This is a genomic window from Vibrio sp. MMH1-50, from assembly GCF_022347645.1.
Taxonomy (GTDB): domain Bacteria; phylum Pseudomonadota; class Gammaproteobacteria; order Enterobacterales; family Vibrionaceae; genus Vibrio; species Vibrio harveyi.
The window spans coordinates 189,331-201,290 of the sequence record NZ_JAKRGG010000006.1 but is presented as its reverse complement, the minus strand read 5'-3'; the positions used below and the strand labels follow the sequence as shown (position 1 = coordinate 201,290).

The following is an 11,960-nucleotide window of genomic DNA, read 5'->3' as shown; positions in this document are numbered from 1 at the left end:
AATTGGCAGAGCAGCGGATTCCAAATCCGCGTGTTGGGAGTTCGAATCTCTCCACCCCTGCCATATTTAAGGCTCTAGCAGAAATGCTAGAGCCTTTTTGGTATATGAAGGAAAGAGTACCAGTCTAGCTGGAAGAGTAGCAGATTCCCCTAATGCCTAAATAGTGCGTGTTGGGAGCTGAGCCGCCAGCCCGCTTGGTAGCAAGTCATATCGAATTTCCGGAGTGCCGGTCCAATCTACCCCTGCTACCTTGTAAAGCCTCAGCAGAAATGCTGGGGCTTTTTGCGTTTTTGTCTTTTCAGACTAACTCTGAGTGCTTGCTCGATAATTTACTCGAATCTGTTAGTTACCGACCTAGTTCTTCTGGGATCTTCTAAGTCTTCAACAGAAGTCCTGAAGCTTCTCCGCATCTTCGTTATTTAAAGTGAGTGTTGCCAGAAGCTAACGTGATAAGAGGTCGACTTCCTGTTATTATCGGCGCTGAATTCTAATAATTAGGAAGCAAGTCTATGCCACATCTTCGATTTAGAGCGGTCGAGCCACAAGCGGTTCAAGCGCTATCAAAACCACTTACTGACGAACTACAGCCTCTTATGGATTGCCCTCGCGAAGATTTTACGTTCGAATATATCTACAGTACATTTTTCAACGAAGGTGAAGTAAGTGCTGCTTATCCTTTTGTTGAAGTTTTATGGTTCGATCGCGGTCAAGAAACGCAGAACAAGGTTGCAAAAGCAATAACTCAACAAGTACGTGGTATTGTGGGTGAAGATATCGATGTTGCGGTAATTTTCTCTGCACTCTCTCCTAAAGGCTACTATGATAATGGTGACCACTATTAAGGAATGAGCGTGATGAAGCTGAGTCTTTCTTTTTGTTTAAGTTTTCTATTCTCAGCTTCTCTTTATGCAACTCCGTGGGAGCAGGTCTCTGGTCCCACAAATAACACTTCTTCCTCTATCGGCAGTTATGCCAATGGCTGTCTAGACGGCGCATCTCCACTTCCTTTGGATGGTATTGGTTACCAAGTGCTACGTAGCAAAACGAAGCGTTACTATGGGCACCCACATACGATCAGTTTCATTCAAGAACTAGCAAAAAAAATGAATCAAGATTTAAGCACAACGTTGTTGGTTGGTGACTTGTCATTGGCTCGTGGCGGGCGTTTCTCTTCTGGACATTCTAGTCATCAAACAGGTTTAGATATCGATATCTGGTTGCGTCTAGCCGATGAACCTTTGTCGTACAATGAGCTCCAGCTGCCTAAACCAATGAGCGTAGTTGATCTTAAAAAATATAAGATTTTGGAAAACCGTTGGGAAACTCGACACTTTGAACTGATTCGTAGCGCAGCGCAAAGTGAGGGTGTAGCTCGTATTTTTGTTCACCCGGTGATAAAAGAGCAACTTTGTAAGCAGGAAGGGGGAAAAGACAGGGGGTGGTTACGCAAAGTTCGCCCTTGGTGGGGGCATCATTATCACTTCCACGTTAGATTAAACTGTCCGGAGTCGAGTGCTAACTGCATCAACCAGGCTCCTCCTCCAGTGGGTGATGGTTGTGGAGCTGAACTTGCGAGTTGGCAACCTAAAGCTACGCCACCTCCCGTGGCTAAAAAGACAGTCAAAACTACGCCCAAGCCTAAGAAGAAAAAGATAATGCCTGCACAATGTCAGCCATTGCTTACTAAGAAGTAAAGGGTAATTCCTTCCTATCAAGCTGCGATTAAACCTACTAGGTATCTCCATTATGAAACTGGAGAAAGATCATTCTTTTGTCTACAGTGAATAATACCAGTATAAAAACTAACCTAATTAGTTTTGGTGGCATATTACAGAAATCTAAATTAAACAAAGGGTTATGTGGTTTTTCTTGTAGTTATAACTCTGGTTTTACAAAGATCTTTTCGTCGCGATTCTCTGGTTTCTTAGCAATATGTCTGTTGGTTGGTGAAAGACAAATGGCAACGCAGACAAGTGTATTGAGGTGGGTATGGAGACTTTCCCCATCTAAGAGTTAATCAAGGACAAAACCATGACTATGATTTGTGCAAAAGAATTTGCAGAGTGGTTAAGACACAGATTTAGCAGTGAGAATAAGGGAGTCTATCTGACTCGAGAGGATGTTAATCACCTGACAGGACGTCAGCGTCTTGACCCGGGATTTGTTAATGATGTGCATTACGAACTAATGCAATATGGGATGGCTTTCGTTACGGATACGAGTCGAGAGAATTTCTATTTGATACCTGTCTCACAAGCTGAAAATTGGCGTGAAAGGCTAGAGTATCATTTCGAGAAAGAGCTCTTCTGCAACATTATTCCTATCGAGAAATCAGGTTAAAAAAAGGTTCAACTTTGAGCGCAAAGTTGAACCTCTTTCAATTACGCTAGCCCTTGAATAATCACGAACTTCTCTAGCAATTGCTCTTCAGTCTCGACATGATTTGGGTCGGTAATAATGCACTTCGTAATTGGACACACCGACTGACATGTTGGTTTTTCGTAGTGACCTTTACACTCTGTACATAGAGCAGGGTCAATTTCGAAAATGCTGTCACCCATAGTAATTGCACCATTAGGGCACTCAGGGTCACACATGTCGCAGTTGATGCACTTATCGGTAATAAGTAGTGCCATGATTACTTACCAGTTGGGTTACGGGTATCCTGACCTGCATTTAAGTTACGCATCAACAGACCGTATTCCAGATCCATGTCTTCTGGAACCGGGATAAATACAAAGTGACCGTTACCTTTTGCGTCTTCAATTGATTCTGACTTACGGTTTTCCATCGCTTCTAGCGTGAAGATTACGTTGCCTTTTGGCGTCATTAGCTCAAGGCTGTCACCAACGATGAACTTGTTCTTCACTTCAACTTCTGCCATGTCACCGCGACGTTTGCCAGTGAATTCACCAACAAATTGTTGTGCGTCAGATACAGAGTAACCGTAATCGTAGTTCTGGTAGCTGTCGTGAGTGTGACGACGTAGGAAACCTTCTGTGTAGCCACGGTGAGCTAGGCTTTCTAGCGTACCCATTAGGCTCTCATCGAATGGACGACCAGCAACTGCGTCATCAATCGCTTTGCGGTAAACCTGAGCAGTACGTGCACAGTAGTAGAATGACTTGGTACGGCCCTCGATCTTCAATGAGTGAACACCCATCTTAGTTAGACGTTCTACGTGTTGGATTGCACGCAGGTCTTTCGAGTTCATTATGTAAGTACCGTGCTCGTCTTCGAACGCCGCCATTTTTTCTTCTGGACGGTGACTTTCAGAAAGCAATACCACTTCGTCAGTTGGTTTGCCGCGACCGATAGTGGTTTCAGGGCGTTCGTCAGCAACTTCGATTGCTTGAGCTTCGTTTGGATCGAACGCTTCAACAATTTGACCAGCGTCGTTTTCTTTGCCTTCCTCGACTTTATATTCCCAACGGCATGCGTTAGTGCAAGTACCTTGGTTAGGGTCACGCTTGTTGATGTAACCGGACAGTAGGCAGCGACCAGAGTAAGCCATGCATAGAGCACCGTGAACGAAAACTTCTAATTCAGTTTCAGGACAATGCTCGCGAATTTCTTCGATTTCTTCTAGAGAAAGCTCACGAGAAACGATCACGCGCTCAACACCGTTAGCAGCCCAGAATTTAACAGTTGCCCAGTTTACTGCGTTCGCCTGCACAGACAGGTGAATTGGCATTTCTGGGAACGCTTCGCGAATCATCATGATGAGACCTGGATCAGACATGATAAGTGCGTCTGGACCCATTTCTACCACTGGTTTAAGGTCACGGATGAAAGTTTTAAGCTTAGAGTTGTGCGGTTGGATGTTGCATACCACGTAAAGCTTTTTGCCTAGGGCATGCGCTTCGTTGATACCGATTTGTAGGTTTTCGTGGTTGAACTCGTTGTTACGTACGCGAAGGCTGTAGCGAGGTTGACCAGCGTATACTGCATCTGCGCCGTAGGCGAATGCGTAACGCATGTTTTTAAGGCTACCTGCTGGAGATAGTAGCTCTGGTACGAATGCTTTCTCTGTTGTCATTGCTCAATTCTCTTAATATCTGATCACAAGTCAGGCCAATTCCACCTCATGGAAATGGGGCGCAAATTTTACGTCAAAATGTGACCTGTGACTAGGAGAATTATGTTTTAGATAAACAAACGCCCTCAAAAAAAGTGAGGGCGTTATGGTTAATCTTTGTACGAAATTAAGCGTTAGGGTTTGGCAGACCGCCCAATGCTTCGTATAGATTTGGTAGGAAAGCGCTGAACTCGCCACACATTAGAGAGAAGTCTGCGTCGAAGCGAGCAGCCTGATCTTCGCGTGGGATATCATCGTTTTGGTCTTTTAGTTCATCAGAGAACTTCAGACGTTTGATGCCAGAATCTTCTGCCATGATGAATTCGATACGATCTTGCCAGTTCAGTGCTAGCTTAGTCACAACTTTGTCTGCAGCGATGTGGTTGCGGATTTCATCGGTTGTAAGCTCTTGCTTCTTACAACGAATCACGCCGCCTTCTTCTAGCACAGACTTAAGCTCTGCTTCGTCCATCATTGTGATGCCTTGTGGTGTATCACCAGTTTTTACCCATTCAGTTAGAGTTGTTTCGATCGCAACTTCTGGGATTGCTGGTACAACAGGCAGGCTACCCATTGTCTTACGTAGTAGTGCCAATACGTCTTCTGCTTTTTTGTAGCTGCTTGCATCAACAAGGATGAAGCCTTCTTTTGGCATAATCAGCACGTAAGTGTGGCTGCTACGGCTGAACGCACGTGGCAGGAGGTCCATTACGATGTCATCTTTCAGGTTGTCTTTCTCTTTCTTTTTAAGAGGACGACCTTCCTGTGCTTCCATTGCTTCTACTTTTGCATTTAGTGAGTCTTTGATCACTGAAGCAGGCAGCATTTTTTCTTCTTTCTTAGCGCAAATCAGAATGCGGTTTTCAGAAACGTGCGTCATCATGTCGCCATTTCTACCCATCGCGCTAACCCAGCCAAACTTTTGCTTATCTTGGCTTCCACAAGGGGTGAATCGGAACTCGGCTAGTTGAGTTTCCAGTTGATCGGCGTTGAAGTTAACCTCGCGGTTAACGCGGTATACCAGACAGTTTTTAAACCACATAAATCTTCTCTAGGCTTGATGACAAGGGACTAATCATAGGGAATTTTCCCGGCGTTGTCCTAATTGAATTGAAAAAGATCATGATGAATCTCAAAAGAAAGTTATATGAAAATTTGTTTTCAAAGGTCACAAAAGTGTCATAATTGGTAGTAATAATGCTTATGCATAGAGGGGCGCTTTGTCCTTTAAATTCATTAGCTCAACTAACATAAGGTTATTCAATTATGTCTAGAAGGATTCTGGTTGTTGAAGACGAAGCTCCGATTCGCGAAATGCTATGCTTCGTGCTTGAACAGAAAGGTTATCAAGCAGTAGAAGCAGAAGATTACGACTCTGCGGTAACCAAACTGGCTGAACCCTTCCCGGATTTAGTGCTACTAGACTGGATGCTACCAGGTGGCAGTGGTATTAACTTCATCAAACACATGAAGCGCGAAGAGTTAACTCGCAACATTCCCGTTGTGATGCTGACAGCTCGTGGTGAAGAAGAAGACAAAGTGCGCGGCTTAGAAGTTGGCGCGGATGACTACATCACCAAACCTTTCTCACCAAAAGAGTTGGTTGCTCGCCTTAAAGCCGTTATTCGCCGCGTAACACCGACTGCGCTCGAAGATGTGATTGATGTACAAGGTCTGAAGTTGGATCCTGTTTCTCACCGTGTGACCGCAAATGATGAAGCGGTTGATATGGGACCAACAGAGTTCAAAATGTTGCACTTCTTCATGACGCACCAAGAGCGTGTTTACAGTCGTGAACAACTACTAAACAATGTTTGGGGCACCAACGTGTATGTAGAAGACCGTACCGTTGATGTACATATTCGTCGTTTGCGTAAAGCGCTTGAGGCCGCAGGTCACGACAAACTCATCCAAACTGTTCGTGGCGCAGGATACCGTTTCTCGACGAAGGCATAACATCGCTAGCAGCTTATCAATACCATTTCTGGAGTAATGAGTGGTTGAAAGATTGACTTGGAAAAAGCTGGCCTGGGAGCTGGCTTTTTTTTACACCCCTTGGGTGATAATAGGTTGGATATTCGGTTATATGCCGTGGTTGCTTTTGGCGGCCACGGCTTTGCAGCTTGTATGGCATTTGCATAATCAGGTGCGCTTGTCGGCTTGGCTGTGGGATGAAAAGCGTCTTACGCCACCGTCAGGTAGTGGCAACTGGGAATCGTTATTCAACGGTTTATACCGATTGCAACAACGTCAGCGTCGTAAGCGTAAAGAGCTTACCAATTTGATTCGCCGTTTCCGTAATGGTGCTGAATCGCTGCCGGATGCGGTGGTGGTGTTTCGTGCTGAAGGTAACATCGTATGGTGTAACAAGCTCGCGCAACACCTTTTGGGTTTCCACTGGCCGGAAGATTCTGGGCAACCTATTTCTAACCTCATCCGTACTCCAGACTTTATTAAGTACATCAATAAACAAGACTTCTCAGAGCCGCTAGAAATGCGCTCACCATTGAATGTCGAGCGAATGTTGGAACTGCGTATCGTACCTTACACCGAAGGGGAACACCTGATGGTGGTGCGTGATGTGAGCCAACTTAAACAGCTTGAAGGTATGCGTCGTAACTTCTTCGCCAACGTATCTCATGAACTTCGTACACCGATGACGGTACTGCAAGGCTATCTTGAGATGACAGAAGATCCAGATATGATTGTTGGTCCAATGTGGACGAAAGCGCATGGGGTGATGACAGAGCAGCTCAACCGCATGAACAGCTTGGTTAATCAGCTTCTGACGCTGTCTAAGATTGAAGCGGCACCAATGCATGAGTTGGAAGATGTGGTCAATGTCCCTAGCATGTTAGAAGTGCTAGAAAAGGAAGCGGTAAGCCTAAGTGGTGATGATCAACATCAGTTGAAGTTCGACGTGGATTCTAGTCTGCGCGTGCTCGGCGATGATGACCAACTGCGTAGTGCTATCTCTAACTTGGTGTACAACGCGGTGAAATACACCCCACCTGGTGCACACATCAACGTTCGTTGGTATCAAACCGCACAAGGCGCTTGTCTAGAGGTTGAAGACAGCGGTGATGGTATTGAACCACAACACTTACATCGATTGACCGAGCGTTTCTATCGCGTCGATAAAGCCCGCTCACGAGATACCGGCGGCAGTGGTCTTGGCTTAGCCATCGTGAAGCACGCGTTGAGCCACCATGACTCTCATCTCGAAATTTACAGTGAAGTTGGTGTCGGCAGTAAGTTCTCCTTCATCCTACCAAGTCGTTTGGTGGTGAAGTAATGAGTGTCGTATCCAAAGCAATTAAGAAAATCACTCTAGCCACGTTAGTGCTTTCCAGCGTAGCTATTGCACAAGATAAACCGTTGCCGAATTATCAAAAGACGACTGGCATAGCAGGTAACTTATTGTCTGTCGGCTCAGATACGTTAGCAGGCATGACTACGCTTTGGGTGGAAGAGTTTAAATCTATCTACCCGAACATTAATGCTCAGGTACAAGCGTCTGGCTCATCGACTGCGCCACCGGCGTTAACAGAACAAACTGCGCAATTCGGTCCAATGAGTCGCTCAATGCGTATGCGTGAGATCGAAGCATTTGAGCGGGTGCATGGTTACAAACCAACGGCGCTTCGTGTTGCGATTGATGCGATTGGTATTTTTGTGCACCAAGATAATCCAATCAAAGGGCTTAATTTCCATCAGTTGGATGCGATGTTCTCAGCGACTTTACGCTGCGGCGAAAGTGAGTTCATCACCAACTGGCGTGAGTTAGGCATCAAAGCTGAGTGGGCAAAACGTAACTTGCAGCTGTTCGGGCGTAACTCAGTATCAGGTACGTACGGTTATTTTAAAAGTAATGCCTTGTGCGGCGGCGATTTTAAAACTCGTGTGAACGAGCAACCGGGATCTGCCTCAGTGGTGCAGTCTGTGGCATCAACGATCAGTGGTGTAGGTTATTCAGGCGTAGGCTATCGCGTGGCGGGTGTTCGCTTAGTCCCAATTGCGAAAACAGGCACAGATTATGTTAGCCCAGTACGTGAAAATATCATTTCAGGTAAGTACCCACTATCACGTTATCTTTATGTATACGTGAATAAACATCCTGATTACCCGCTAAGCCCAATTGAAGCTGAGTTCATTCGCTTTATGTTCTCTGCCCAAGGGCAAGCACTGGTTGCGAAAGACGGTTATGTTCCGATTACTGCCGATTTCGCTGCAGAGGAATTAAAAAAGGTCGGTTTATAAGCCGACCTTTTTCTTTATCTCATTGAGTTCGTAGTTAGAAGTTCAATGTCCATCCTGCGCTTTCCCAGCGTTGCTGTTCTTCCTGCAAATCTGCATCGAGCAGTTTGTTATTCTCCAACCAATCTTCCTCTGCGCAGGTAAGTACCCACTTATCTTCTTCTATCGATAATGTCAGCTCTGGTAGCGGGTCATCATTGCGTTGACCGTTGACCACAATCGCTAGACGCAGAATCTTAATTAAGTTGATGATGTCACTCTCTTTGTAGAGGTTAAACTCTGGGAACTCATTCAACTTGAGGGATTTACGTTGGAAGCGAGCTAAAGTCGCCAATACCAATTGCTGCTCGCGGTTAAAGCCGGGTAAGTTGGAGTGCAGCAGAATGTAGAATGAGTGACGATGGAAACCGCGCAGACTGATACTCAAGCCGACTTCATGCAGCAAAGCCGCCCATTCCAGTAAATCAAACAACTCACTTTTCTTCTTGATACCTAGTTCAGAACGAACATTGCACAGCATCTCTCTTGCATGACCTTTTACGCGTGCAGCGTGTTCGATATCAACGCGATGTTGTTTTGCTAGGTTTTCTGTGGTGCGCATACGAATATCAGAACGAGCGAAGCGTTCTTCCATCTCGTAGAGCAGGCCTTCACGTAATGCACCATCCGAGAAGAACATCTGGTTGATTTTTAGTGATTGGAAGATGGCAGATAAAATGGCTACACCAGCGGCAAAGACTGGCTTACGTTCGTCGGTCAGACCAACTAGTTCAATATCATCAATGGACTCAAATTCGCATAATGTGTCGATGAGCTTACCCAAACGCTTGTTGGTGATCAGCCCATCTTCATGACCTAAACCTATCAAGACTTCGCGAATCGCTTTAATAGTACCTGAAGAGCCGAGAGCAATATCCCAGCCTTTCTTACGGTATTTTGCAGCAATGGATTCCATGCGCTGCTCTGCGGCGAGAATCGCTTTGCTGAAGTTCTTGCGCGACAGTTTGCCATTATTGAAGAACTGCTCGGTAAAACTCACACAGCCCATTTGCTTACTGTTGAGAAGCTCTGGCTCAAACTCTTGACCTATGATCATCTCGGTACTGCCGCCACCGATATCGACGACCAGTTTGGAGTTAGACTCCGCTTGAGTGTGCGCTACGCCGAGGTAGATGAGGCGAGCTTCCTCTTCGCCCGGAATGATTTCAATTGGAAAAGGCAGCACCTCTTTGGCTCGTTTTATAAAGAGGTGGGCATTGTTAGCGCGCCTTAAAGTGTGGGTGGCTGCAATTCTAACGTTTGAAGCTTCAAAGCCTTGCAAGCGTTCGGCGAACATTGCGAGGCACTCAAGACCTCGCTCCATTGCAGCATGGCTTAGGTTGAGCTCTGAATCGAGTCCGGCAGCTAAGCGCACTCGCTGTTTATGGCGGCTGACTAATTGCAGGTCACTTCCAACAACTTTCGCCACCACCATATGGAAGCTGTTCGACCCAAGGTCAATGGCTGCAATATGGCGTACATCTTGTTCAAGTATTTGAGGCATCTGCTTTTTGTTTTCTTGTTTGCTTCTCTATATTTTTAAGATAGTCGTAGATGGAAACTTGTGAGCGAACTTTTTTACGATTACCTCGCGGTACGTAGCTGTTGCTCATCTCTTTATCTATCAAACGAGCCTTTACTGTATCGGTAAAGTGAATGTTAGTTATATCAATAATTCGCTGTTTCAAACGTGGATCACGAACCGGAGCGGCAACTTCAATACGATGATCGATATTTCGCGTCATCCAGTCCGCTGATGAGATATAAACCTGCGGGTCGCCATCATTGTGGGTGATCACGACACGAGGGTGTTCAAGGAAGCGGTCCACAATACTGATGATGCGAATGTTCTCGCTCACGCCTTCAATACCCGGGACGAGTGAACACATACCGCGGATGATCATATTAATTTTCACCCCAGCATTGCTTGCTCCATAAAGTTTATTGACGATGCCTTTGTCGACTAAGTTATTCACTTTGATCGTCAGTGCTGCTTTCTTGCCGGCTTTGGCGTTGGCAATCTCCCCATCAATCAGACGGTAGAGTTGTTTACGCGAATTGCGTGGTGAAACGATGAGGTGATTAAACCTGACTGGACGATATGGGTTCTCGATATAGCCAAAGACGTTACGAACCTCATTGGTAATTTCTTGATCTGCAGTTAGCAACGCGAAGTCGGTGTAGATGCGTGCGGTTTTCTCGTGGAAGTTGCCTGTACCGATATGCGCATAACGTACGATTTCGCCTTCTTCGCGGCGGCTAATCAGGAGCAGTTTTGAGTGAATTTTCAAACCCGGCGCACCAAAGATAACGTGCACGCCTGCATCGGTGAGTACCTTTGACCACTCGATATTAGCTTCTTCATCGAATCGGGCTTGCAGTTCAACCACCACAGTTACGCTTTTGCCATTGTGTACCGCATCGATTAATGAGTTCATCAAGCGCGAATCTTTGGCTACGCGGTAAATGTTAATCTTGATCGCCAACACTTTAGGATCGAAGGAAGCTTGGCGAACCAGTTCAGAGATGTGATCAAAGGTGTGATAAGGGTAGTAAAGCAAAATGTCTTTGGCTTTGATCGCATCGAAACTGTTGGCGTAGCCTTCGAAGTCGGCACACTTCATCGGTGGCATAGGTTTGTTTTCTAGGTACTCACGACCAACATTTGGGAATCCAATGAAGTCTTTAAAGTTGTGGTAACGACCACCGGGAATCAAACTGTCGTAGTTAGAGATTTGCAGTTTGCTGCACAAGAAATCGAGCATCTCTTGCGGCATTTCACGTTCATAAACAAAGCGCACAGGCATGGCAGTTAAGCGTTGGTTCACTCCTTCAGACATCTGTTCGAGCAAGCTGTATTCGATCTCTAGGCGCAAATCGTATTCGGCATCGCGGGTCATCTTCATCGCGTAGCCATTTAGCTCGTCATAATCGAAGAAGCCTTTAAACAGCTCATCCAGACAGTAACGGATGATGTTGTCGAGCAGAATGATGGTCTTGCGACGTTTGCCTTTTTGCTCCGGAACCATAACAAAGCGGGGTAGGTGGTCAGTTGGGATTTCGAGTAAAGCGTATTGGGAATGATCGTCTTTGCGCAGATCGACGGTAATGTAGGCGTATTCGTCTTTTAGAAACTGCAACACATCGATGTCATCTTTAATCAAAAGCGGAGTGATGTGTGGCATGACTTCTTTGCGAAAGTACTTGGTGATCCAGCGTTTTTGCGTGTCGTCCAGTTGATTTTCATTAACCAAGAAAATGCGGCGTCGCGCCATTTCTCGGATCAAGTCACCGTACAGTTCGTCAAATTGTTCGTTCAGCCTCAATGCTTTGGTTTGCATCTTAGTTAACAAGTGCTTAGAGTTATCGCTTCCACCTCGTTCTTGGCTGATCAAGATCCGACGTTTTACGTCTGCAAAGCGAACCTTGTAGAACTCATCTAAGTTATTGGAAAAGATCCCCAGAAAGCGAATACGTTCGATTAGGGGGACGGTTTTATCAGCGGCTTCTTGTAATACTCTCTCGTTAAAAGACAACCAACTAAGTTCTTTTTCTATATAGAGTTTTTCTGCGCTCATAACCTTAC

Annotated in this window: 11 protein-coding genes; 6 read left to right on the top strand and 5 right to left on the bottom strand. The window is 45.7% G+C overall.

The features are described 5' to 3' along the window. The first annotated feature begins 509 nt into the window (after positions 1-509). From MHO32_RS07310 to MHO32_RS07300, 3 genes are all read left to right on the top strand, one after another. The gene (locus MHO32_RS07310) at positions 510-842 is read left to right on the top strand and encodes a DUF1904 domain-containing protein (protein WP_009697655.1); all 333 of its coding nucleotides are present in this window, start codon (positions 510-512) and stop codon (positions 840-842) included. Between the two features lie 12 nt (positions 843-854). Continuing rightward, positions 855-1,694 (top strand): penicillin-insensitive murein endopeptidase, encoded by an 840-nt coding sequence (mepA, locus tag MHO32_RS07305; protein WP_005445269.1) that lies wholly within the window; start codon positions 855-857, stop codon positions 1,692-1,694. A gap of 337 nt (positions 1,695-2,031) precedes the next feature. Continuing rightward, positions 2,032-2,340, top strand: coding sequence for a hypothetical protein (locus MHO32_RS07300; RefSeq protein ID WP_005445270.1), 309 nt, complete (start codon positions 2,032-2,034; stop codon positions 2,338-2,340). Positions 2,341-2,381: 41 nt separating this feature from the next. Here the strand turns inward: MHO32_RS07300 and MHO32_RS07295 are convergent, their stop codons facing one another. From MHO32_RS07295 to rdgC, 3 genes are all read right to left on the bottom strand, one after another. Beyond that, the gene (locus tag MHO32_RS07295; protein ID WP_005445273.1) at positions 2,382-2,636 is read right to left on the bottom strand and encodes a YfhL family 4Fe-4S dicluster ferredoxin; all 255 of its coding nucleotides are present in this window, start codon (positions 2,634-2,636) and stop codon (positions 2,382-2,384) included. 2 nt (positions 2,637-2,638) lie between these two features. Further along, the gene (gene trhP, locus MHO32_RS07290; protein ID WP_239211028.1) at positions 2,639-4,039 is read right to left on the bottom strand and encodes a prephenate-dependent tRNA uridine(34) hydroxylase TrhP; all 1,401 of its coding nucleotides are present in this window, start codon (positions 4,037-4,039) and stop codon (positions 2,639-2,641) included. Between the two features lie 166 nt (positions 4,040-4,205). Continuing rightward, positions 4,206-5,120: a recombination-associated protein RdgC gene (rdgC, locus tag MHO32_RS07285; RefSeq protein ID WP_005445276.1), complete on the bottom strand. Its 915-nt coding sequence runs from the start codon at positions 5,118-5,120 to the stop codon at positions 4,206-4,208. Positions 5,121-5,344: 224 nt separating this feature from the next. Here rdgC and phoB point away from each other — a divergent pair, with 224 nt between their 5' ends. The 3 genes from phoB to MHO32_RS07270 are packed head-to-tail and all read left to right on the top strand — an operon-like array spanning position 5,345 to position 8,338. Next, the gene (gene phoB, locus MHO32_RS07280; RefSeq protein ID WP_005424836.1) at positions 5,345-6,034 is read left to right on the top strand and encodes a phosphate regulon transcriptional regulator PhoB; all 690 of its coding nucleotides are present in this window, start codon (positions 5,345-5,347) and stop codon (positions 6,032-6,034) included. A 40-nt stretch (positions 6,035-6,074) separates the two neighbouring features. Continuing rightward, positions 6,075-7,373 (top strand): phosphate regulon sensor histidine kinase PhoR, encoded by a 1,299-nt coding sequence (gene phoR, locus MHO32_RS07275; protein WP_005445279.1) that lies wholly within the window; start codon positions 6,075-6,077, stop codon positions 7,371-7,373. Continuing rightward, a complete protein-coding gene (locus tag MHO32_RS07270) occupies positions 7,373-8,338 on the top strand; it encodes a PstS family phosphate ABC transporter substrate-binding protein (RefSeq protein WP_005440360.1) in 966 nt (321 codons plus the stop codon). Before phoR ends, MHO32_RS07270 begins: the two co-directional genes overlap by 1 nt. A 34-nt stretch (positions 8,339-8,372) precedes the next feature. Here MHO32_RS07270 and ppx read toward each other — a convergent pair whose 3' ends face one another. Continuing rightward, positions 8,373-9,878 carry an exopolyphosphatase gene (gene ppx / locus MHO32_RS07265; protein WP_239211027.1) on the bottom strand — a complete coding sequence of 502 codons (1,506 nt, stop codon included), beginning with the start codon at positions 9,876-9,878 and terminating at the stop codon, positions 8,373-8,375. Beyond that, the gene (gene ppk1 / locus MHO32_RS07260) at positions 9,862-11,952 is read right to left on the bottom strand and encodes a polyphosphate kinase 1 (protein ID WP_239211026.1); all 2,091 of its coding nucleotides are present in this window, start codon (positions 11,950-11,952) and stop codon (positions 9,862-9,864) included. Before ppk1 ends, ppx begins: the two co-directional genes overlap by 17 nt. Positions 11,953-11,960: the final 8 nt, after the last annotated feature.